This window comes from Alteromonas alvinellae (assembly GCF_902705805.1).
The window spans coordinates 41626-65693 of the sequence record NZ_CACSIH010000216.1 but is presented as its reverse complement, the minus strand read 5'-3'; the positions used below and the strand labels follow the sequence as shown (position 1 = coordinate 65693).

Sequence of the window (24068 nt, the reverse complement as noted above, 5' to 3'; positions counted from 1 at the left end):
AGGGCGAAAGAAATTAAATGGAAGATCAATTACGTCTATTTTTACTCCTTGGAGGCACGGTTTTTATCATCGCAGTGCTTGCCCATGGTATTTGGAAAATTCGTAAAAACAGTAAGCCTTCGGAAAAAGAGCGCTTAGAGCCCCGTCAGTGGCAAGATGATGACAACGATTTCGAGTCCGACGAGCAAGAAGGCTTTGACGAGCTTGGCATTGGCGCGGTGCGCGTGGTTAGCAAATCACAAAACCAAGAGCATGATGCTGCAAGCAACGTATCAACGAATAATGCAAAAATCCCTGCACATCACGATATCAATGAAAAACATGCTTACAGCAGCGAAGAAGCTGATGACGACGATAGCTTGTCTCAACACGCTACGTCAAAAGAGCAAGGTGATGAAAAAGAGGGCGCACATGGTGAGCATGCGGGTAAACGCCCAAGCAGCGTTGGTAATTCAGCTATGCCGTCTAACGGGAAAGAAGAAGCTGAGAAAGCACCAAAGCTCTATGGCTCTGTGGTTACGAATCCAAAGCCACACATGAAAGGGCAAGCTCGTCCCGATGGCGCATCAACAAAAGGTGCCAACAGAGGCGACGAAAACCTTGCCGCGTTCCCTGAACCTCCAGGCTTCTTACTTCGTGAAGGCGAAGAGCAAGAGGAAACGTCTTTAGCGTCGCATGGTCAGCGTGAAGAGAGCGAACAGCCAAATACTCCAAGTAATCAGGAGAGAGCGGATAACGTACAATCGCATGACCCAATTCAGAGTCAGGCGGGCGGTCATCAAGAAAGAGGGCGTGCAGAGCCAGTTCGTCCTGCACAGAAGTTTTATATCGACCCAACGCTGGAGGAAGAGCCTGAAACAGTGCAGCCGCCGGCTAAAAACGAAAGAGAAGTTGCTGATTTTAGTTTAGATGCACCCGAAGAGTCTGTTTCATCCAGCGATGTTCATGAAGAAAATGAACAGCCGCGACGTTTTGCACGTAACAAACGAAGCAAAACGCCAGTGAGAAGACGTGAAGAGCCGAATTTTGGTGACGATCAAATGCGTATTGATTTTGACACCAGTGAAGCAGCTAGCGCAGATTTTGGCGATGAAAGCTTTAGTGCTAATGAGTCAGGTAATGATGGTGCTGGAACTACATCAAAGACCGCTAAGTCGTCGATTGAACCCGAGGTTTTAGTATTAAATGTAAGAACGCCAGAAGGCGAGCCTATCTCAGGCGCTGCACTATTACCTATGTTATTAACGCTAGGGTTTAAATTTGGCGATCAAGACATCTTCCACCGCCACGTAAACTCAAATGGCAAAGGGCCAGTATTGTTTAGCCTTGCTAACATGTTTAAGCCTGGGGTTTTCGATATTGATAACCTAGAGAACTTTGAAACCCAAGGTATTTCACTGTTTATGATATTGCCTATTGAGGGCGACCCTCATCAAGTGTTTAACATGATGCACAATGCAGCCCGCAAATTGGCAGATGAGTTCGGCGCACAAGTACTTGATGGGCGCCGAAGCGTATTAACGAAGCAGGGCTTACAGCAATACGTCGAGAAAATTCGTGAGTTTGAGCGCAAGCGTATGATTGCGCGCAGCTAGCGTTAATTTATCACTTGCGCCTCAATCTTGTGGATTATTCATGTAGGTGCAAAAACAAAAAAGGACTTGGCTCATACCCAGGTCCTTTTCTGTTGATTAGGGTCTATTGATCTTTGATGTATAACAAGGGCTAGCAAGCCATAGCATTGTAGCGTGGCTGTACGTTTCACAACCTGACTGAAATAGATCAGGTTTTTGCAGCCCATTTGGAACATACAGCGGCTTGGGCGAATAGGCCTTGGCAACGAATTGTAATACTTTTAACTATTTAAACGGCGTGACAACAACTCCATGTCAGATTCTTTAGAACAAGCAAAGCAACAAATAGCAACACTTCGCAACACACTTAATGAGTACAACTATCAGTACTATGTGATGGATGACCCTTCGGTTCCTGATGCAGTATATGATAGAGATATGCAGGCGCTTATTGCGCTAGAAAAACAATATCCTACGCTTCAAAGCCCGAATTCTCCCAGTCAAAAAGTAGGGGGCGCAGCGTTATCGGCCTTTGAACAAGTTACCCATGATGTTCCTATGCTGTCGCTGGATAACGCCTTTGATGAAGAATCACTGCTTGCCTTCGAAAAACGTTTAAAAGACAGACTAAAAGATTCGGCAACGTTAGATTTTAGCTGCGAACCCAAGCTAGATGGTTTAGCGGTAAGTATTCTGTATGAAAATGGCGAATTAGTGCGTGCTGCAACCCGTGGTGACGGCCAGGTAGGCGAGAATATCACGGCTAACGTGCGTACCATTTCTAATGTGCCGTTAACGCTTCGTGGTGAGCATTATCCTGAGCGCGTAGAAGTGCGCGGTGAAGTGTTTATGCCTCGTGAGGGCTTTGCAAAACTCAACGAACATCAAAAAGAAACGGGTGGTAAGGTTTTTGCGAACCCTCGTAATGCTGCGGCTGGCAGTTTACGACAGTTAGACTCTAAAATTACGGCCAAGCGCCCGCTGATGTTTTATGCCTACTCGCTAGGCGTAGTGCAACCAGAAAGTTTTGAGCTGCCCACAACACACAGCGAGCGCCTTAAGCAATTGGGTAATTGGGGGCTGCCGCTGTGCCCTGATATCGACACCGCCGAGGGCGGTAAAGGCTGCTTGGCGTACTACAACCACATTTTGGAAAAGCGCGACAGTTTGCCGTATGACATTGACGGCGTTGTGTTTAAGGTTAACCGTATTGACCTGCAAAATGCCCTTGGCTTTGTGGCGCGAGCACCTCGCTGGGCCATTGCGCAGAAGTTTCCTGCACAAGAAGAAGTAACTAAGTTACTGGATGTTGAGTTTCAGGTAGGAAGGACTGGTGCGATCACGCCGGTTGCTCGTTTGGAGCCTGTATTTGTAGGTGGAGTAACAGTGTCGAATGCTACACTTCACAATCAGGACGAAATTTCCAGATTAGGCGTTAAAGTTGGCGACACCGTGGTAATCCGCCGTGCGGGTGACGTTATTCCTCAGGTGGTGTCTGTGGTTGAAGCTAATCGCACGGGAAGTGAAACTGACATTAGCTTCCCAAGCCAATGCCCAGTGTGTGACTCGCAGGTTGAAAAACTAGAAGATGAAGCGGTTGCTCGTTGCACCGGTGGACTAATTTGTGCCGCACAACGCAAACAGGCGCTTAAGCATTTTGCTTCGCGTAAAGCATTCGATATTGATGGTCTGGGCGACAAGTTAGTCGATCAGTTAGTTGACGCTGATCTTGTGCACAGTCCCGCCGACTTTTTCACGCTTTCGTTAGGCGATGTTGTTGGGCTAGAGCGCATGGCTGAAAAGTCTGCCAGTAAGCTACTGGCATCGCTTGAAGCTTCAAAGCAAACCACGCTTGCCAAGTTCCTATACGCATTGGGGATCCGTGAGGTTGGCGAAGCTACTGCGGCAAACTTGGCTGCGCACTTCGAAACCTTGGAGGCTATTCGCGAGGCGTCGCTTGAAGCACTGGTTGAAGTCCAAGACGTTGGTGAAGTGGTGGCTACCCACATTTTCAATTTCTTTAACGAGTCACACAACACCGATGTTATTGATGCGCTGTTAAAAGAAGGAATTAACTGGCCTGCTATTGAAAAGCCAGATTCGGATAACTTGCCTCTTGAAGGCAAAACGTGCGTTATTACAGGCACGCTCAGCGAAATGGGACGTTCTGACGCGAAAGCCCGTTTGCAGTTACTTGGTGCAAAAGTGGCAGGTTCCGTAAGTAAGAACACTGACTTCCTTGTAGCAGGTGAAAAAGCGGGTTCCAAGCTAACCAAAGCACAAGAGCTAGATGTGGAGGTATGGGACGAAGCTGCGCTTATCGCTTTTTTATCAGAGCATGAAAAGTAGCCTGTCTGGCTTAAATTCAATAAGAGCGCTAGGCGTAATGGTTTGCCTGAATAGATTGACGCCGAACTCATATTGATTGTTACCAATAAAAAACGCCGCTTCTATGAAGTGGCGTTTTTTGTAATTCTTGCTCTGTCTTTTACGCCGTACTTTGTACTGAACGTTGTAAGGGGCTTGAGAAAAGGTAAATATTTCTACAAACACTCAAGTATAGGGCTCTCACGCTAGTTGACTTCTTGATTCCGCATTTGTCTGCGTCTTTCCCAGGCTTTTTTCACTTGAAAGCGCCAAACCCAGTTTAAAGAGAAATAACCCGCTAGACCAAACACAACCGAGCAAATTCCACACCCGACTAAAAATGCAGGGCCGATAGTATTAATGCTTTCTACAACCCACTGCCAACTAAACTGAAATTCAAAATGCTCAGGCTTGGTCCCAAGTACAGTAGTACCAACTTTATAAGCCCCATAGAATATTGGCGGAATAGTAAATGGGTTAGTCACCCAAACAGTTGCAACAGATAAGGGCAGGTTTGCTCGAAACGGAATAGCTAAACCGGCAGAAAGCCACATTTGAAACGGTACCGGCCAAAACGCGAAAAATAAACCTATGCCAAATGCACCAGATGCAGAACGACGGTTTAAATGCCAAAGATTGGGCTCGTGCAATACGCTACCAAAAATTTTTAAAGCTTTGTTTTGCTTAATGCTTTGGTGATCTGGCAAAAAACGTCGGATAAATTTCTTAGGCATAAATATCAATGCATCTCGAAAATAAAATCAAAAAAGACAGAAAAAATAACAGTAAACGGAATTGCGCAACATGAATTTGCACCACCCACATTCACTCACTGTCAATTGCTACGTGAAAACATGGTCAATCGTATCACAATTTGCTTAAGCTGTTTTTGCGCCAGCGCAATAAGTGCAGTTTTCTGGCAAAAACTTCCAAGTACTCACAGCATGGCATTGATGATTGCCATTTTAATTACATCTGTGACTATCATTATATTCATTTCGACGACAAAACCCGCTGAACATCATGTATTTCCAGAGGAGCTGCTATGTTGGGCAGTGAGCGGACTGCTGTCTGGAGTACTTTGGGTGGCGAGTGTAGGGCATTTTTACTACGCTTGGCAACTGCCCCAAGGGAAAATTCAACAAGATGTCACAATTTCAGGTAGAGTTTTGTCGGGGGGATGTGTCTTCGGCACAGCTAGGGTACCGGAAGCGACTTATCAGTATGTTGTCGCTATTGAGTCGGTCAACCGTGAAAGCACAGCGACATTTTTAGAAAAGGGTATACTTTCCCCTTTGCCTAAGCGTGTTTTAACTAGCACGTTTAATTTCAAAGCTCGTCTTACTCACCAACGTTATGAATTCCCAAATGATCGAAAAAGCCAAGGCTTAGCCAACAAGAAAATCGCATATGCTCAACAGGGGACTATAGGCGTGCGGCCTCAATCAGTTTCTCCGTCCCAGGTGAAATTAAATTGTTTGCACAACGGCGATACCTTCACCGCAATTGTAAAACTTAAACCTGCATACGGTACAGCTAATCCTGTTGGAGCTAGCCGACAACAGCAGTTGGTTAGCCAATTTATTCACGCAACTGGCTATATCAAGTCGATAGAGCACGGTAAAACAAAGCATAATCACTCAGTGCGTTATGAACTTGCTACAACATTGCAGAAGCTAGGCCTTATTTATGAAAGATGGTGGCGCGCATTGCTGCTAGGGGATAAAACGGGCTTTACGTTGGGTGATTGGACGCTGTTACAACGCACCGGCACTGGGCACATGTTTAGTATATCAGGCATGCATCTATCACTTATCGCTGGGGTCTGCTTATTGTTTTTTAACCCCGTTATATTTTTACTCACGCATGTTATTAGCCTATTAGGCGGAGCGAAATATTGGTTAGTACGTTCAGCCTTCATCAACTATCCGGCAACAGGTCGAAAGAACAGAGAGCGGGAAATAAGTAAGATGTTTCAAACCAGCGCGCCAATTAGAGCCACTGTGCTTTGTGTGCTAATTGCTGCTTGTTCTTGTTACGCGTTGCTTAGTGGAAGCGCATTGCCGGTTGTGCGTGCGCTGATACTGGTAACTATGGGGTGCGTGCTGTCTCTTTCTCGACATGCATGGCGGCCAGTAAATGTTGCGCTCACAATGCTTACTTTGAGCTTGTTGCTGTTTCCTCTCTCTATATTAAGCGCTAGCTTTTACTTGAGCATAGGGGCTGTACTGTGCATTTGGTTTTTAGTTGTTGTTTGGGGGCTACAGCGAGCACCATGGTATGTGTCTTTGTTTAAACTACAAGTAGCACTTACCGTAATAATGATGCCCCTAACCCTAATATGGTTTGGTAGCGCCAGTTTTGTTGCAGTTGTTACCAACTTAATCGCCTTGCCTGTCATATCGTTACTTTTACCTATTTGTTTAATTTCGTTGTTAGTCCTTCATTTTGCTGAGTTGCCTTTCGCACAACAAGTTACGGGCATGCTTATGCATTACAGTGATGTGTGTTTAGGGTATTTGTTATCGCTTTTGAACGTTCTTAGTCAGTTTTCTGGGAGCGCTATCAATTTTTACGTAAGTAGTGGTGCGGCACTTTGTCTAATTGTCGCTTTTTTTATTTTTCTTTTGCCAACATGGCGGTACAAAGCTATCTGCGTAGCGATTCTCTTACTTCCATCGCTAAGCATTTTTCAAAAGTGGTTACCTACCAATGAATCGACATGGGCGCTACATGTGTTTGATGCGGGCCAGGCCAGTGCTATTGCAGTGACTGCGGGAGGTCGGGCTATGATTATTGATTCTGGCGCTCAATTTAATGGCAATGCTCACACTGCATTGAAACACCTGTTACCTTTTTTAGAAAGCAAGCATATTTCAAATATAGATGTTGTAGTTCATACGCATAGTGACAACGATCATGCAGGTGGCGCATTAGCCATAAAACAACACGCCTTAGCTAGAAAAGCCACTTTCTACACGCCAACATTAGGTTGTGAGCGAGGAAAGCGTATACGCTGGCAGAACTTAACAATCAATTTTCTATGGCCGCCAAATGGCAACAAAGAAGACAACAATGCCATGTCGTGTGTGGTTAAAATAACAAGCGACGCCGGTAGCGTGTTAATTCCTGGTGACATTGAGAAAACAAGCGAGTACGCGTTGATAACCCATGAAATCAAGGATGGTTTTTCAGAGAACGCTTCAATGGATCCTTTACCGAGCTCTACAAATCTAAGTGCCGACATTCTTATTGCGCCGCATCACGGAAGCAAAACGTCGTCTACCAATATTTTTATAGAACACGTTGCACCAAAAGCTGTGATCTTTACGCAAGGTTATGAGAATAGATGGCAGTTTCCTGCTTATGTTGTGGCTAAACGTTACGAGCGTTTGGGCGTAACGCAATATTTAACAAGCTATCACGGATATATAAGCGCAACCTTCGATAAGGACACTTTCCATATAGATTCCCAACGTGGGACTTTGAATAAACGCTGGTATTTACCAGGCATAGCACCGCGACACCTCAAAGACTAAGTAATATCGCCAAATGCCAAAAATATTAGCTTGTAACGAAACGAAGATGTACACGAATACCTTTAAATAGGTATGAAGTGGCCACACATTATTCACTTAGTTGGCAGACTAACCAATTTTGCCGCTATATTAGTGAATTAGAGCGAGAACGAGTACAATACTTTCAACGCGTTTTTGTTAACGTTTCAAACAGGTTAAAAAAACTACATGCAACAAGCCGACAACTCGGATTATCAAATTAAGCGCTTTTTACAGTACCTTAAAGCGTATAAAGTGCCTTTCGTTTTTGCCATCATTGGTATGATTGGTTATTCCGCGGTAGATACCTTCGTATTTTCCCAGCTTCAGCCAATGATTGACGAATCACTGGGGAAAAACGACCATGACTATCTACGTCTAGCCGCATATGCGATTGTGCCGCTCTTTTTGTTACGGGGTGTTTTCAACTTTTTAGGTAGTTACACGCTAAGCTGGATTGGTGCTCAGGTGGTAATGCGCATGCGCCAGCAGTTGTTTGAAAAATACATTCATCTTCCAGTGGCATTTCACGATAATCATGCGGTTGGCGGGCTTATCAGTAAAGTCACCTACGACACAGAGCAAGTGGCTAATGCATCTGGTAAGGCGCTGCTAACATTGGTGAGGGAAGGCGCACTGGTCATCGGTTTGCTGTGTGTCATGTTCTATTACTCATGGCAGCTTTCGCTCATATTTCTTTTAATTGGCCCCATTGTGGCGGTGATTGTTTCTATCGTCAGTAAGCGTTTTCGCGTTGTAAGTAAAAACATTCAACAATCAATGGGCAACCTAACGTCGTCGGTAGAGCAAGCGGTGAAAGGTCACAAAGTTGTGATCATGTTTGGCGGTCAAGAAATAGAGCAAAAGCGTTTTGAGCAGAAAAACAATCACAACCGTCAACAGTCAATGAAGTTGAATGTCACCTCTATTTTGAGTGTGTCTTCAATACAGGTAATAGCGTCAATTGCCCTCGCTGTCGTTCTGTTTATTGCCAGCACGCCCGGTATGCTTGAAAAGCTTACAGCAGGCGTATTTATTAATGTGGTCTTTTGTATGGTGATGCTGCTTAAACCTCTTAAACAGCTCACTACCATTAATAACCAATTTCAAAAAGGTATGGCAGCCTGCGCCAGTATTTTTGAAATTCTTGATGAAGCAGACGAAGAAGATAAAGGGAAAACCAAAGTAGAGCGCGCAACAGGAAAAATTGAATTTGACGACGTTACATTCTCTTATCCAGGAAAACAGACGCCCGCGTTATCTAATGTGAGCTTTATCGCAAACCCTGGGCAGTCGATTGCTTTGGTAGGGCGCTCGGGAAGTGGTAAATCGACCATCTCGTCGCTGCTTACACGCTTTTATGTACCGCAAGAAGGTGAAATTCGCTTGGATGACACGGCGCTCAACGATATTGATCTTAAAGATCTGCGGGCGCAGTTCGCCGTGGTATCGCAAAACGTTACGCTATTTAACGATACCATAGCTAACAATATTGCTTATGGTGCGCGCCAAAATGTATCTCGCAAAGACATCGAGAATGCCGCGAAGATGGCGCATGTTGAAGAGTTTTTATCAAACTTGCCTGAAGGGTTAGATACGATTATTGGTGAAAACGGCTTAATGCTTTCTGGTGGTCAACGTCAGCGTATTGCCATTGCAAGGGCGATACTCGCTGAAGCGCCCATACTTATTCTTGACGAAGCGACATCTGCCCTTGATACAGAGTCTGAGCGTTTGATCCAAGACGCATTAGAAACGCTGCAAAAACGATGCACCAGCATTGTTGTGGCGCACCGTTTGTCTACCATCGAAAACGCAGATTGCATTATGGTAGTGGAGCAGGGGCGCATTATTGAAAAAGGTAAACACAACGAATTGCTTGAAAAAGGTGGTCACTACGCGCAACTGCACGCGTTGCAATTTGGTGAGACTAAGTGAGTCAATCACAAAGTAAAACCAAGCACGATAAATGGTATTTCGGCCATCCTTTAGTGTGGCTGCTCTCACCATTTGCGCTGCTGTTCTACTTTATTTCGGCAATTCGACGATTACTTTTTAAAATTGGACTCAAAAAGGCCTTCAAGGCTAATGCTCCCGTGATTGTCGTTGGCAACATATCAGTGGGCGGCAACGGAAAAACGCCAGTCGTATTAGCTTTAGCCGATTATTACCAGAAGCAGGGCATTAAGGTCGGCATTTTAAGTCGGGGCTATGGCGCTAAATCACCAGAATACCCGCGATTAGTGAAAGGCGAAGATGATGCGTCTGAGGTGGGTGACGAACCTCGTTTACTGGCCATTAGAAGCCAGTGCGACGTTGTTATCGATCCAGTCCGCGCACGTGGAGCCGCGTACTTAAGTGACGAATTACACTGTGATTTAATTATTTGTGATGACGGTCTTCAACATTACGCGCTTCATCGCGACGTTGAAATTGTAGTGATGGACGACAGAAAAGTAGGCAGTGGTTATTTGCTGCCGATGGGGCCCCTTCGCGAAGGGCAATGGCGCCTTGGTACCGTTGATGCGCTAATACATAATAGCCGTTCGATGCCGACATTTAGCCATGCTGTAGCGCCTCAATATTTAATGACCTTAGTAGCAGGGGACTTCACCTCTGTTTCAAACAGAGTAAGAACCTGTCCCCTTGAAGAGATACAAAAAGTGCCGTGCAGCGCAATTGCTGGAATAGGTTCACCTCAGCGTTTTTTCTCTCAGCTTAAAGAAATGGGTATTCAGGTTTCTTCGGCTACACCGCTGGCGGATCACCATGCGATCACACGGTCAGACATACCGAATGGCAGAGTGTTAATGACAGAAAAAGACGCCGTTAAAGCTGCACCTTTTGCTCATAACGACTGCTGGTTTTTACCTGTTACCGCGCATTTAGCGCCAGACTTTTTTAATTTAGTAAATGTGAAACTTGCCAAGGCAGGTTTGAAGATCAACCAAGACGGACAGGAATAATAACAATGGCCTTTGATAAAAAGCTTTTAGAAGTTTTGGCTTGCCCAGTGTGTAAGGGAAAATTAGTTCTGAGTGATGATAGCACCCAGTTAGTGTGTCGATTTGATAGATTGGCTTTCGATATTAAAGATGGCATCCCTGTACTTATCGAAAGTAAAGCAACAGCATTGTCGTTAGACGATGTTGACGCAACACGGTAATAAAACGTTAAACTAAGTGGTAAATAAGGGCGAAATAAAGTTATGTCATTTACAGTTGTGATCCCTGCTCGATACGGCTCAAGTCGGTTTCCTGGCAAACCCTTAGCGCTTATTGACGGAAAGCCGATGATTCAACATGTGGTTGAACGTGCTAAAGAAGCTGGAGCGGATAACGTCATTGTTGCCACGGACGATGAACGTATTCAAAACGTCGTGCTAGGTTTTGCTCAAGTATGCATGACGTCTGTCAACCACCAATCTGGAACAGAGCGCATTGCCGAGGTTATCGAAAAAGAAGGCATTGCGAGTTCTACTATTGTGGTTAACGTACAGGGGGATGAGCCATTTATTCCCGCCGAAAACATCAGGCAGGTTGCAGATAATCTTGCCAATGCGCCTCAGTGCCAGATGGCTACATTATCTACGCCTATCGAACGTGTTGAGGATGTGTTTAACCCCAATATCGTTAAGGTGTTGGTAAACGAAAAGGGTGAGTCTATCTATTTCTCACGTTCTCCTATTCCTTTTGAACGCGATCACATGATGGCAAACCCACAATCTGCAAATACGTCACTGTACAAACGCCATATAGGTATTTATGCCTATCGTGCTGAATACATTAAGCAATATGTTGCCTATGCGCCTAGCTCTCTGGAGCAAATTGAATCCTTAGAACAGCTTCGAGCCATATGGTATGGCGATAAGATTCACTGTGAGGTGGCGATAGCGCCACCGCCAGTTGGAATTGATACCCCGGAAGATCTAGAACGTCTTTTAAAGACTATAAGTTAATAAGAAATGAGTGCTGAAATAGGGCTGACGCTTTTTAGTAAATTAGCAAAAAGCCTTATCTAAACAGCCAGTTCTTGTAAAAGGTGAGTGAAACCTTTTAAACGCATACACATAATAACAAGGGAACCGTTATGAACGTAGTTATTACCGGTGGCAACAGAGGCATAGGCCTTGCGCTTACCAAGCAATATAAAGCACGTGGTGCGAAAGTTTATGCTACCTGTCGAAACAGTTGCGACGAGCTAAACAGTGCAGGTGTGACAATCATCAAAGGTGTGGACGTATCCCAACCAGACATGTTGGCTGAAAAGCTTGCACCTTTAATGGACGTTAACATCGATTTGCTCATTAATAATGCCGGAGTGCTCGGACGCGAGAGTATTGACGATTGGGATCCAAATACCATCGATTATCAATTTAGGGTTAATGCATTAGGTCCATTGTTAGTTACTCAAACACTATTACCGGCAATGGCAAAAGACGGTAAAATTGCCATGATTACCAGTCGCATGGGTTCAATGGCAGACAATGGGTCAGGCGGCTACTATGGCTACCGAATGTCCAAAGCCGCACTAAACGCGGCGGGAGTTTCCATGGCGAATGATCTGAAGCCCAAGGGGATTGCAGTAGGTATTTTTCATCCTGGATTCGTTCAAACAGAAATGGTGAATGGAGCGGGAGATATTGATGCTGATACCTGTGCTGAGCGTTTGTCACAACGCATAGATGAGCTAAATGTATCTAATGCAGGTCGCTTCATCCATTCAAATGGTGATGAGTTGCCTTGGTAGCTTTAATGTTGGTTTGCCACAAACTCAATCAATAATGCATCACACCAAGAGAGCGCTTACGAAAAGCGCTCTTTTACTTTTAAATTACACCTGTCTTTAACTGTACGTGTCCTTAACTACATCGTTCCAATGCGTCCTAGCTTTAGCGCGTTAAATCATACGTATCAATGATTTGCTTAATAGACCCGTCTTTAAAACGAGCGCTAAGGGCTTGGTTAAACTCTGGAAATAGTGATGCGCACTTTGATTTGGCGGAGATAGCAAAATGTACATTGTTTGATGATATAGGTGACTGGCTTATTCGCATGCCGTCATTTTCTGGGTCGTTCAAGTGGCTTAGTGCTGCGCTTTGTGGTGAAACAGCGTAGTCAGCGCGATGTCGACGTATCATTTCATACATTTTGTCGTGGTCTTTAACTTCGATAATATTCAAGTTTGATTTAATGCTATCGAATTTTTCACCTAAGCTTATTCCTCGAGGCATCACACCAATATATTGCGCGAGTGCGTTAAGCGAAAGGTCGGTACCTCGCGTTTGAGAAAGTGAAGGAGAGAGCACAACGTAAACCTCTTCTGCTGCAAACGGTGCGGTGATAAGCCATTTTCGACTACGAGCTTGGTTCCAATAGTTTCCCGCCAAAATATCAAGCTCGCCCGCGTCGAGTTTGGATTCTATTCGCTTCCAGGGGAGCCCGGTTTCTATCTTTAGTGTGACACCTAAATCCCGTGCTAGCAGGGTTAAAACGTCAAATGCTATCCCCGTAGCTTTCAACCTTCCTTCAAACTCGTTAAATGCGTAGGGAAACCACTGTTGTGCTCCCGCGGTGTGTAAAGTCTTGCACTCTGTACTGGCATGTGCACGAGGGTTGAATACGAAAGTTAAAATGAGCACTATGCCAAATGACAAGATGTGGCGGGAAGAGTGTTTCAGTTTGGAGTAGGGTAACATTGCCATATTTTATTCACGTACCACAGAAGATGGCATTGATAGTTTTACTTGTTTAATTGTGTGTAGGGTCTGTTATACATAAAACCCTATCGACTGGCAATTAGCCGATAGGGTTACAAAAATAACGAATAGATGACTTTTGAGTATAGACTGCAGTTAATCGAAAGTTACAGCGCGGGATCAGCGCCTTCGTCTTCTTCGTCTTGGTCTTCAGACAATACTGCCCATACATCGTGTTCGTTAGCGTGAATAACTTCTGCCCATACACGATCGCCAGGTTTTACGTCATAAACGCCGTTTAAATGAACCAGACCATCAACTTCCGGTGCGTCTGCATAGGTACGGCCAACGGCACCTTCTGTATCAACGCTGTCGATAACAACTTGATATTCGTTACCGATTCTCGCTTGAAGTCGCGCTGCGCTTATTTCGCCCTGTACTTCCATAAACCGTGCAAGGCGAGCTTGTTTCACTTCTTCTGGCACTGGGTCGGGGAGGTCATTTGCTCTTGCACCTTCAACAGGGGAATAGGCGAATGCACCAACACGATCAAGCTGCGCTTCGCGAAGGAAGTCCAATAACTCTTCAAACTCTTCTTCCGTTTCGCCCGGAAAGCCGACGATGAATGTCGAACGAATGACTAATGATGGGCACTGTTCGCGCCACTTTTTAACGCGCTCAAGAACACGTTCAGCGCTACCAGGGCGTTTCATTAACTTAAGAATACGTTTGTTGGCGTGTTGAAACGGAATATCCAAGTAAGGAAGGATTTTACCTTCGTTCATTAGTGGAATTAGGTCATCCACATGCGGGTAAGGGTACACGTAATGTAAACGGACCCAAATGCCCATTTCGCCCAGTTTTTCACACAACTGTTGCATGTGTGCTTTAACCGGCATGCCGTTCCAAAAGCCCGTTCTGTGCTTAACATCAACACCATAGGCGCTAGTGTCTTGTGAAATAACCAATAGCTCTTTAACACCAGCGTCTTTCAAACGCTTAGCTTCATCGAGTACGTTACCCACTGGGCGGCTGACAAGGTCGCCACGCATAGAAGGAATGATACAGAACGTGCAACGGTGGTTACAGCCTTCTGAAATCTTTAAATAAGCATAATGACGAGGCGTTAATTTTACACCATGGTCAGGGATCAGATCTTCAAACGGATTGTGCTGGGGTTTTGGAAGATGATCGTGTACTTGCTCAACTACCGTTTCGTAGGCATGAGGCCCAGTGATAGCCAGTACATTTGGATGAAGCTCTCTAATTTCGTCTTCTTTAACACCTAAACACCCGGTAACGATAACTTTGCCGTTTTCTTTAAGTGCTTCGCCTATGGTGTCTAATGACTCTTCTACCGCCGCGTCAATGAATCCACAGGTGTTAACGATAACCAAGTCGGCATCGTTGTAGGTAGGGACTACGTCATAACCTTCGGTGCGAAGTTGAGTAAGAATACGCTCTGAATCAACTAAGTTCTTAGGGCAACCTAAGCTAACAAAACCAATTCTGCTGCCATTGCTTTGTTGCGAAGGTTTGTTGTCACTTAATACCTTCACTGGCGTTTCTAGCGTGGTGGTTTTATTTACTACTTTGTTTGGATTAAACGTTTCTACTGTCATCTAAAATATCACCTGGAAAATGACTGAGCTTAAAATGGCCGCGGATTATACAGGAAAACACGCTTGTACGCAGTATATATAATTAGCGACCACGATATAAATTATTGACGCATTCTCACAGTACAGCCGTAGTTTAGGCACTAAATGTGAAAACAAGTTTAAACGGCCACGGGTTTCATTGTAAAAGCGGCACGAACAAGGTTTAAAAATACCTTACTCACCCCCACATTTATCACTTCTTGAAAATAACATTAGTAAAGATGAATGCGCTTTAGGATTCAAATTAATAAAATAGAAGTGAATGCATGCTTAAATTACCGCTAACTTTTTATGATGAGTCAGGGCGAATCCTTCCTCCCCGTTGGCTTTACAGCGTGTTTATACTTCTATGCATTGACTGGCTCGCGTTCGTCTTTTCTCTGGCTTCCCGCACTCAAACTAGTGAGCTACTTACGTTCTTTTACCCACAAAAAGAAACGTTAGGGTTGGGGTTAGCGGCAAGTTTACCTGTGTTAATTGCGTTATCTTTGGTTAGTCAACGAGATCGCTTATGGAAAAAAGGCTTTTTAGCATGGCGCCGATGGGTTATTCCGCTGGCTCAATTGGGGGTGTTGGCATTGTTGAGTGTTCAGCTTTACTACGCTATGCATCATCACTGGGGGTTTGAAACGATTACGGGTGTAAAAATCGTTTTTTACAGTATAGCCTTGTACGCAATTTCAAAAAGTCGTCATTTAAAGTGGATGGTAGAGGATTGGGAAACACCTAACCCCTGAACCTCATTCTCCAAAAACATCTTTATCGGAAATATATTAAATGCACTCAATTGAACAGACGTTAAACTGAGTGCAAAATCTGTGAGAACGTTAGTGGCTGCGTAAGTGGTTCCCCAACGCCTGTTCATAGTAGGCAAATACGCTGATTTGACTGTCGTTAACCAGACGTTCATAGCAAATACCCGCTAAGGCATAGGTATTTTCACCAACCTGAAGAAAAACGGCAGGTGCTTTAGGATTTGACTGATCGTAAATCCATTCACCATCTAGCTGCGCTTTTAAAATTTCTCCAACATAAGCGCCAAAGATATTACAGATGGTGAACACTGCTTCATCTTCTAACGCTAAATCGTGATATTTGTCTACGAAACTAAGTAAAATATCGTCCACCAGTGCTACGCTAGCAGGTGAGTAGTCGAGTACAATTTCGAACTCATCAGCTGCTGTAGCCACAGCGTCCTTCGCGCAATCTGCCATTAATTTATTGAGTTCATCAGGTGACATGTTGTTCTCCTTCTCACCGATACCTTTGGTATAACAAGTTAACGCTTAAAAAGTCGTTAAGACAAGGTGTTATAAGTTTTTGACTATTGTGCGCAAGTTATCGGCCAAAGTCTATTTTTGTCCAGTTAATCTATTTATTACACTTGCAGCGGCAAACATACCAAAGGTGGCGGTTACGGTGACCACAGCACCAAAGCCGCCTGCACAGTCTAGTCGAGTACCACCCTCCATTGCAGATTTATTGTAACAAACCGAGCCGTCAGGTTGTGGGTAGCGCAATTGCTCTGTTGAATAGATACACTCAACGCCAAAGCGGCGTTTTGGGTTTTTACTAAAATTATAGTTACGTCTAAGCTCACTGCGTAGCTTAGCTGCTAGGGGGTCTTGTGTTGTTTTAGCTAAATCGCCTTTAGTGACTTGAGTTGGGTCTATTTGACCGCCCGCACCGCCAACCGTAACAATTGGAATTTTGTTGCGTTTACAGTGAGCTATCATCGCCGCTTTAGCGCGAATACTGTCAGTGGCATCGACTACAGCGTGCATTTCTTTGGTTAAAAGCGTGGCCGTATTTTCTGGAGTAACAAAATCCTCAATACAACTCACTTTGCAAGCAGGATTTATCAAGTTAATTCTCGATGCAATGGCGTCGACCTTTGCTTCTCCTATGGTATTGGAAAGCGCGTGAATTTGACGATTTGTATTAGTTACGCAAACATCGTCTAAATCAATAAGGGTTATAGTACCAATGCCCGAACGAGCTAGTGCTTCTGCAGTCCAACTTCCCACACCGCCAATGCCGACTACAGCCACATGACTGTTGGCTAAATTATTAGTTTGCTGTGCGCCATACAAACGCACAATACCGCCTAAACGTGGATCATCAGACATGTTTCACTTCACTTAAAAATAAACTAACTCAAAGGCGTGTGTTTTCACAAAAACGTGCAAACACGCTAGCAGGGCGCGCATCATCTCAAAAGTGAACACTAAAGATCAATACACTCCAGTTTTTTCGAATAATAAATCCGATTTTAAGCGACATACGTTCTACCCAATACATGTTTAAATGAATTCATTGTTTAATGAAGTAATGAAAAGGGGCAGGCATATGGGCTTACTCGTTGATGGAAAATGGCAAGACAAGTGGTACGACACCAGCAAAAATGGTGGGAAATTTGAGCGCCAAGCATCTAAATTTCGTGACAAAGTCAGTAACGAAGATGGTTCCACGTTTCCCGCTGAATCTGGTCGCTATCATCTTTATGTCTCGTTAGCTTGTCCTTGGGCCCACAGGGCGCTCATATTTAGAAAGTTAAAGGGATTGGAAGCGCATATTGATGTTTCGGTGGTACACCCTGAGATGCTTGATCAAGGCTGGGAGTTTAAAGATTACCCAGGAGCAACGGGAGATAAGCTTTATAACTTTGATTATGCGCATCAAATTTATACTAAGGCAGAACCTGAGATAACCACCCGTGTCACTGTTCCAATCCTTTGGGATAAACGAACAGAAACTATCGTTAATAATGAATCAGCTGAAATTATCCGTATTTTTAACAGTGGGTTTAATTCACTGACTAATAATGAAGACGATTATTATCCTAACGCCCAACGTGAAGAAATTGATGCCATCAACAATATGGTGTATCACGACATAAATAATGGCGTGTATAAAGCTGGATTTGCTACAACGCAAGAGGCCTATGAAGAGGCAGTAACTGCATTGTTCTGCGCCCTAGATAGGGTTGAAGAAAGGTTGAGCAAACAACGTTATTTGGTTGGCAGCAAAATAACAGAAGCAGACTGGCGCTTATTTACCACGCTGATACGCTTCGACGCTGTGTATCACGGGCATTTTAAATGCAATAAAAAGCAAATCGCAGATTATCCAAACATCTACGGCTATATGAAAGAACTTTATCAAGTTCCGGGCGTTGCTGAAACGGTAAACTTCGACCATATCAAAAGGCACTATTACTACAGCCACACTATGATAAATCCAACCCAGGTAATCCCCGTCGGGCCAGAGCAAGATCTTATGTCGCCTCACGGTCGCGATAAAATAGAACGTTAAAGCACACAAAAGGTCGGTAATACAAAAAGCTAAACGTGAAGCTCGTAAAAGATAGTGAAGGCTAAGATTTAAGGTAGATACACATTATGTCAGTGGAAGTGAGTGAACAAAAATCGATAGAGAAAGTGGTTACAGGTATGCCAACAAGTGATGGCGCGGGGGTGTCGCTTACTCGTATTATTGGGCAACCTGATCTACCTCGCCTCGATCCCTTTTTAATGTTGGATTTTTTTGGTTCAGATAATCCAGGTGAATACATTGCTGGTTTTCCACCACATCCTCACCGTGGTTTTCAGACAGTTACTTATATGCTTGCAGGAAAAATGCGCCATAAAGACTCTGTAGGCAATGAGGGGGTTATTGATGCTGGTGGCATTCAATGGATGAATGCGGGTCGAGGCATAATACATGAAGAAATGCCAGAGCAGGAGGAGGGCTTGTTACAAGGCTTTCAGCTGTGGGTGAATCTTCCGGCCGTAGAGAAAATGTCAGCGCCGAACTATCAAGACATACAGCCAGATAGTGTGCCTACAGTACACATTCAAGATGCAGTAATCAAAGTGTTAGCAGGTGAAATTGATGGTGTGAAAGGGCCTGTGAAGACAACGGCGGTTGCGCCTACTTTTTTAGACGTTGCACTACGAAGCGGGAGTTCGGAAATTGCACTGGGTTCGGATGAAGCTGCCTTTATTTATGTGTACGAGGGAAGCGTGGTCATTAATAGCGGCGAACTTAGCAAAGAAACAATTGTGTCGCAGGGAGAGCTGGGTGTTTTGTCTCAAAGTGGCAAGCAGCTATCTGTATCCGCTGATACAGGTTGTAAATTTATAGTGGTCTCAGGTAAACCTATTGAGGAGCCTGTGGTCCAATATGGGCCTTTTGTAATGAACACTCAGCAGGAAATTGTTCAGGCATTTAACGATTACCAAAGCGGTTCATTAGCGAAGTAGATACAAGGTTTGCCTGTTTTGATTCGACTATGGGTAATTATCTATGCGGACTGGTAGTAGACTGAGCTTTTAATCAATACCTCTTAATTAGGTTCAGCAAGGAGCAGCACTGTCGATGCAATTTGAAAGCGTCGCCGAAAAACACGTGCTATCACTTTTAGAATTTGAGCGTAGTAACAAAGCCTATTTTGAATTGTCTATAGCACCAAGAGAGGCAGCGTTTTATTCATTGGATGGCGTTGGCTACCACATTAGCGAATTGCTTTACTTACAACAGCAGAAAAGAGCTTGGGGTTATGTGCTTGTTGATGAACAACGAAATAACAAGGTTGTAGCGCGTGCTAACATCGAAAATAGAGCAGGCGACAAGGCGGAAATCGGCTATCGAGTTGCAGAGAAGGATTGTGGAAAAGGCATTGCTTCTCACTGCGTCTCATTTTTAATTGAGGAGGCCAAAAGCATGGGCATAAAATTGCTCACTGCAGAAGTCATGGACAACAATGCCGCTTCTGAAAAAGTCCTTATCAAGAATGGTTTTAGTCCTACGCTGTGCTTTCGCCGAAAGTATCGTCATCAAGGCGCTTTCCATAACAGTATCTACTTCGAACTCGCGCTTTAAACTCATCGATTGAAAACAGCGTTAGCGAAACGTTGCGCTGATTAAATTGAATTAGTAATTCACTCCCTCTAATGATTTAATATCGGTATGTCTAATCTCTTTTACGACAATAACAAAGGGGCGTATGCGCTTTTGTGTTGTAAAAAGCGATAATGTAATCGTAAATAGTTAAAACAAAGGGAATTTCGATCCAAATGGCAACCCCAATTACCTGCTTTAAAGCGTACGATATTCGTGGCGAATTGAACTCACAACTGACTGAAGATGTAGCGTATCGAATTGGCTATGCTTTTGCGCAAGAATTAAATGCGAAAACTGTTGTTGTTGGTAGTGACGTGCGTCTTACGTCAACACCATTAAAATTAGCGTTAAGCGCAGGTCTAATCGATGCTGGTGCAACAGTGACCGATATTGGCATGGCAGGAACAGAAGAAATTTACTTCGCTACCAAACACCTTGGCGTTGATGGTGGTATTGAAGTAACGGCAAGTCATAACCCCATTAATTACAACGGCATGAAATTGGTTAAGGCGGGCTCTGTTCCAATTAGCGGCGACACAGGTCTAAACGCCATAAAAGAGAAAGCGGAAGCATTAGAAGATAGCTTCGTGTCAGAGCGATTAGCACACTACACTGAGGGAGCGTTAATTGATGCCGATGCGTTTTTTAACGGTACGGCCCATGTAAAAGAAGACAAGCTTTCTGAAACCGAAAAATATACGGTTAAATCGTGTATGTCTGACTATGTATCTCACATGCTGTCTTATGTGAATTTAAGTAATTTTACACCGTTAAAAGTGGTAGTTAACGCTGGTAATGGTGCAGCAGGCCCTGCACTTGACGCCATTGAACAAGAAATGAAAGCGCAGGGTGTTCCGATAGAATTTGTAAAAGTACATCACAATGCTGATGGTACATTTCCAAACGGCATCCCCAATCCATTGTTACCTGAAAACCGTGCTGACACTGCTGATGCCGTTAGAGCGTCAGGAGCTGATTTTGGCATTGCATGGGATGGTGATTTCGACCGTTGCTTCTTGTTTGACGCTGATGGTGAATTTATTGAAGGATATTATATCGTTGGCTTGCTTGCTGAAGCCTTTATCGAGAAAAACACCGACAGTAAAATCATTTATGACCCTCGCGTATACTGGAATACAGAAGATATCGTAGCGAATGCAGGTGGTACACCCATTAAGTCGAAAACCGGCCATGCGTTTATTAAGGAGCGTATGCGCAAAGAAGATGCGGTCTATGGGGGTGAAATGAGTGCGCACCATTACTTTAGAGATTTTGCCTACTGTGATTCAGGCATGATCCCTTGGTTGTTAATTGCTGAATTGGTGTGTGTGAAAAAGCAAACACTAGCGAGTATGGTAAAAGCGCGAATTGAAGCGTTTCCATCTTCTGGTGAAATTAACAGTAAACTAAAAGATGCTGATGCAGCGCTGGAACGCGTTACAAGTAAATATCAGCCACTAGCCAGCGTAGTCGATACTACCGATGGTTTGGGTCTGGAGTTTGGTACTTGGCGCTTTAATTTACGTAAATCGAATACTGAGCCAGTTATTCGCTTAAACGTTGAAAGTAAAGGCGACATTGCGTTGATGGAACAAAAAACCGAAGAGCTACTTTCGCTTATTCGCGCTGAATAACCTCGTTACTTTTCGTTAATAACGCTAGAAGTAAAAAACGAAGGCGATAATATAGCGATATTATCGCCTTTTTTTTCGAGATTTAAACCTGTTAAAGCTATATTTATCAATTGCTTATACTGGTTATGCGTAACTTTTTGCTTGAGTTAGAAACTCGCTTAAGCACCGCAGGCTTTTGCCTCTTTTACTTTTTTCGCAATTATCTAATTTTATGTCTCTAAAGCTAAGCTGGTAGTAGTAACGCTAGACGAGCAAGTAAATCATCCAGGCGTGACAGATAACAACGACACTTGTTAATCCCATCCGCAAGCTTATGTAACTTACAATCTGCTCTTTAGGAAGGCTAAGGACAAATTTGTCGTAAATAAGTACTGCAACGTAGCTTAACGATAAAACGCCAAACACCTTCACGTCATGAGAGAACACTAAACACAGCCACCCAATTATGGTCGGCAACATAGCGACTAACATTTGTTTGTCATAACGTTGGTTACTTATCGCATCCCACCAATGAATGCCACCAAAGAAAGACAATAGCACAGCTGAGTATTGGACAAAGTAAACAGCGCTTTGTGTAAGCGATAACAGGTTAAGCTGATAAGCCAGTGGCATAGCCACAAAAGGAATGAGACCGGCAATACCTAGAAAAACCGCTGAATAGGGCATTGTTGTTCCTTGAAGTAATCTTGTATAAACAAAAATAGCGCCATAAAGGCGCTATTTTTACTATTAAGCGTAATACTTAGTTCAGTATTTACTAATTTACTACTTAATTGGCGTGTACTTACGCTGGTTGTGACCAGTGTAAAGCTGACGAGGACGACCAATTTTTTGTTTAGGGTCGCTCATCATTTCATGCCAGTGTGAAATCCAACCTACTGTACGAGATAGGGCAAAAATACACGTAAACATGTTGGTAGGAATACCAATTGCTTTAAGAACGATACCTGAGTAGAAGTCTACGTTCGGGAACAGTTTCTTCTCTGCAAAGTACGGGTCACTTAACGCAATCTTTTCTAGTTCCATCGCTACTTCTAGTAGTGGATCTTTTACGTTAAGCTCGCTTAATACTTCGTGACAGCTTTCACGCATTACTGTTGCACGTGGATCGTGATTTTTATAAACACGGTGACCGAAGCCCATAAGACGGAATGGGTCATTCTTGTCTTTAGCGCGTGCAATAAACTCAGGAATACGATCAACTGTGCCAATTTCTTCTAGCATGTTCAGACATGCTTCGTTTGCACCACCATGAGCAGGACCCCAAAGTGAAGCAACACCAGCAGAAATACATGCATATGGGTTCGCACCAGATGAACCGGCAAGACGAACGGTAGACGTTGAAGCATTCTGTTCGTGGTCTGCGTGAAGCGTAAAGATACGGTCCATCGCACGCTCAACAGCTGGGCTGATTTGATATTCTTCTGCTGGTACAGAGAACATCATGTTCAGGAAGTTAGCTGCATAGCTTAAGTCGTTTCGTGGATAAACAAACGGCTGACCTACATTGTACTTGTAGCACATAGCAACAAGAGTAGGCATTTTAGCAATTAGACGGTGTGCGCTGCGAATGCGCTGTTCTTCATTAGAAACGTCTAAATCGCTGTGGTAGAACGAAGACATCGCGCCAACGGTACCACATAGCATTGCCATAGGGTGGGCGTCGTTGCGGAAACCATGGAAGAACATGTTAATTTGTTCATGTACCATGGTGTGACGAGTAATTGTCTCTTTAAATTCTTCGTACTGTTCTTTTGTTGGTGCGTCACCGTGAAGAAGCATGTGACAAACTTCTAAGTAGTCTGCGTCACGCGCTAATTCTTCAATAGGGAAACCGCGGTGTAATAATACACCTTGAGCGCCATCAATATAGGTAATTGAAGACTCGCAAGATCCTGTCGCCATAAAACCTGGGTCGTACGTGAAATAACCGTGCTGGCCTAACGTACGGACATCGATTACATCTTGTCCTTCGGTGCCAGACAAGATAGGAAGCTCGATTTCCTTACCGCCGGCTTTAAGAATGGCTTTCTGATCTGCCATAAAATGCTCTCCTCAGAATGGTTCTGTTTGCAGCGAAAACGGACGAAAATATCCGCTTCGTTGGGAAAAGTGGGCGTATTTGTACTTTATTATGCACTAACAAGTCAATTTAATTGCATATTTGCACAATAAATATTCCGAATTGCTTAAAAAAATACTAGCAATCAGATAACGATTAATTAACTCGTTGGGATTTCACTTTGCCCGATACGGTGCAATTATCAATGGGTTTTCGATAAAGGTAAACCACCGAACGATAAATATATTAACAGCTTAGTTTAAAAAGTAACCTTTTGATGAGGAATAAATACGCACACAGATTAAAAGTGCTTAATTTCTCGTTGTTATGCATAGTTATTCCATTTAGCTGCTGGTAAACTTCTTAACACTGTAATTGCGCTCGTTTAAACGTGTTGCGCTCAATTTTGATCTCTTTTTATTCAAAATAATTATCATAAAAGTGTATATAGCGACTAAAGTCTTACTACGGCACAAAAAATTGTAATTATATACTACGCTGGATATACTCAGCGGTGCTTTGGAAATGGAATAATTATTCTGTTACAGGCATTAAAGAATAATTCACAAATTGTTAACAACTCAATGGATGAGGCAATTAACAGGTTAAA

The 24068-nt window shown here is 43.8% G+C and carries 20 protein-coding genes; 13 read left to right on the top strand and 7 right to left on the bottom strand.

Going from position 1 to position 24068, the window contains the following annotated elements:
- The first annotated feature begins 17 nt into the window (after positions 1-17).
- Both zipA and ligA read left to right on the top strand, forming a co-directional pair.
- Positions 18-1595 (top strand): cell division protein ZipA, encoded by a 1578-nt coding sequence (gene zipA, locus ACX5KA_RS16180; RefSeq protein ID WP_458731654.1) that lies wholly within the window; start codon positions 18-20, stop codon positions 1593-1595.
- Between the two features lie 291 nt (positions 1596-1886).
- Positions 1887-3923 (top strand): NAD-dependent DNA ligase LigA, encoded by a 2037-nt coding sequence (ligA, locus tag ACX5KA_RS16175; RefSeq protein ID WP_458731653.1) that lies wholly within the window; start codon positions 1887-1889, stop codon positions 3921-3923.
- Positions 3924-4147: 224 nt separating this feature from the next.
- Here ligA and ACX5KA_RS16170 read toward each other — a convergent pair whose 3' ends face one another.
- Positions 4148-4675 carry a DUF2062 domain-containing protein gene (locus ACX5KA_RS16170; protein WP_338853623.1) on the bottom strand — a complete coding sequence of 176 codons (528 nt, stop codon included), beginning with the start codon at positions 4673-4675 and terminating at the stop codon, positions 4148-4150.
- Positions 4676-4885: 210 nt separating this feature from the next.
- Here ACX5KA_RS16170 and ACX5KA_RS16165 point away from each other — a divergent pair, with 210 nt between their 5' ends.
- The 6 genes from ACX5KA_RS16165 to ACX5KA_RS16140 all read left to right on the top strand — a co-directional run bounded on the left by ACX5KA_RS16165 (position 4886) and on the right by ACX5KA_RS16140 (position 12247).
- Entirely contained in the window at positions 4886-7480 is a 2595-nt protein-coding gene (locus ACX5KA_RS16165) for a DNA internalization-related competence protein ComEC/Rec2 (RefSeq protein ID WP_458731662.1), read from the top strand.
- Between the two features lie 207 nt (positions 7481-7687).
- Positions 7688-9436: a lipid A export permease/ATP-binding protein MsbA gene (gene msbA / locus ACX5KA_RS16160; RefSeq protein WP_287133332.1), complete on the top strand. Its 1749-nt coding sequence runs from the start codon at positions 7688-7690 to the stop codon at positions 9434-9436.
- The gene (gene lpxK / locus ACX5KA_RS16155) at positions 9433-10464 is read left to right on the top strand and encodes a tetraacyldisaccharide 4'-kinase (protein ID WP_458731652.1); all 1032 of its coding nucleotides are present in this window, start codon (positions 9433-9435) and stop codon (positions 10462-10464) included. The genes msbA and lpxK overlap by 4 nt, the downstream gene beginning before the upstream one ends.
- Before the next feature lie 5 nt (positions 10465-10469).
- Positions 10470-10664 carry a Trm112 family protein gene (locus ACX5KA_RS16150; RefSeq protein WP_014949430.1) on the top strand — a complete coding sequence of 65 codons (195 nt, stop codon included), beginning with the start codon at positions 10470-10472 and terminating at the stop codon, positions 10662-10664.
- 42 nt (positions 10665-10706) lie between these two features.
- Entirely contained in the window at positions 10707-11456 is a 750-nt protein-coding gene (gene kdsB, locus ACX5KA_RS16145; protein WP_458731651.1) for a 3-deoxy-manno-octulosonate cytidylyltransferase, read from the top strand.
- A gap of 131 nt (positions 11457-11587) precedes the next feature.
- Positions 11588-12247, top strand: coding sequence for an SDR family oxidoreductase (locus tag ACX5KA_RS16140; RefSeq protein ID WP_283628408.1), 660 nt, complete (start codon positions 11588-11590; stop codon positions 12245-12247).
- Positions 12248-12389: 142 nt separating this feature from the next.
- Here the strand turns inward: ACX5KA_RS16140 and ACX5KA_RS16135 are convergent, their stop codons facing one another.
- On the bottom strand, positions 12390-13202 hold the full coding sequence (locus ACX5KA_RS16135; RefSeq protein WP_338853628.1) for a substrate-binding periplasmic protein: 813 nt from the start codon (positions 13200-13202) through the stop codon (positions 12390-12392).
- Positions 13203-13363: 161 nt separating this feature from the next.
- Positions 13364-14818, bottom strand: a complete 1455-nt coding sequence (rimO, locus tag ACX5KA_RS16130; protein ID WP_338853629.1) for a 30S ribosomal protein S12 methylthiotransferase RimO — start codon at positions 14816-14818, stop codon at positions 13364-13366.
- A 305-nt stretch (positions 14819-15123) separates the two neighbouring features.
- Here rimO and ACX5KA_RS16125 point away from each other — a divergent pair, with 305 nt between their 5' ends.
- On the top strand, positions 15124-15594 hold the full coding sequence (locus ACX5KA_RS16125; RefSeq protein WP_014976532.1) for a DUF2919 family protein: 471 nt from the start codon (positions 15124-15126) through the stop codon (positions 15592-15594).
- Between the two features lie 90 nt (positions 15595-15684).
- Here ACX5KA_RS16125 and ACX5KA_RS16120 read toward each other — a convergent pair whose 3' ends face one another.
- On the bottom strand, positions 15685-16098 hold the full coding sequence (locus ACX5KA_RS16120; RefSeq protein ID WP_039220432.1) for a hypothetical protein: 414 nt from the start codon (positions 16096-16098) through the stop codon (positions 15685-15687).
- A 111-nt stretch (positions 16099-16209) separates the two neighbouring features.
- The gene (gene tcdA / locus ACX5KA_RS16115; protein ID WP_187446614.1) at positions 16210-16986 is read right to left on the bottom strand and encodes a tRNA cyclic N6-threonylcarbamoyladenosine(37) synthase TcdA; all 777 of its coding nucleotides are present in this window, start codon (positions 16984-16986) and stop codon (positions 16210-16212) included.
- 220 nt (positions 16987-17206) lie between these two features.
- Between tcdA and ACX5KA_RS16110 the strand changes: the two genes are divergently transcribed.
- The 4 genes from ACX5KA_RS16110 (at position 17207) to ACX5KA_RS16095 (ending at position 21396) form a co-directional block, all read left to right on the top strand.
- The gene (locus tag ACX5KA_RS16110; RefSeq protein WP_278344446.1) at positions 17207-18172 is read left to right on the top strand and encodes a glutathione S-transferase family protein; all 966 of its coding nucleotides are present in this window, start codon (positions 17207-17209) and stop codon (positions 18170-18172) included.
- A gap of 86 nt (positions 18173-18258) precedes the next feature.
- On the top strand, positions 18259-19122 hold the full coding sequence (locus ACX5KA_RS16105) for a pirin family protein (RefSeq protein WP_039220427.1): 864 nt from the start codon (positions 18259-18261) through the stop codon (positions 19120-19122).
- Between the two features lie 115 nt (positions 19123-19237).
- A complete protein-coding gene (locus ACX5KA_RS16100) occupies positions 19238-19741 on the top strand; it encodes a GNAT family N-acetyltransferase (RefSeq protein ID WP_039220426.1) in 504 nt (167 codons plus the stop codon).
- Between the two features lie 194 nt (positions 19742-19935).
- Positions 19936-21396: a phosphohexomutase domain-containing protein gene (locus tag ACX5KA_RS16095; RefSeq protein WP_039220423.1), complete on the top strand. Its 1461-nt coding sequence runs from the start codon at positions 19936-19938 to the stop codon at positions 21394-21396.
- A gap of 243 nt (positions 21397-21639) precedes the next feature.
- On the opposite strand, the gene ACX5KA_RS16090 is transcribed toward ACX5KA_RS16095, so the two are convergent.
- Positions 21640-22062 carry a DUF3429 domain-containing protein gene (locus ACX5KA_RS16090; RefSeq protein WP_039220421.1) on the bottom strand — a complete coding sequence of 141 codons (423 nt, stop codon included), beginning with the start codon at positions 22060-22062 and terminating at the stop codon, positions 21640-21642.
- A gap of 99 nt (positions 22063-22161) precedes the next feature.
- Positions 22162-23439 carry a citrate synthase gene (locus tag ACX5KA_RS16085; protein ID WP_014949444.1) on the bottom strand — a complete coding sequence of 426 codons (1278 nt, stop codon included), beginning with the start codon at positions 23437-23439 and terminating at the stop codon, positions 22162-22164.
- Positions 23440-24068: the final 629 nt, after the last annotated feature.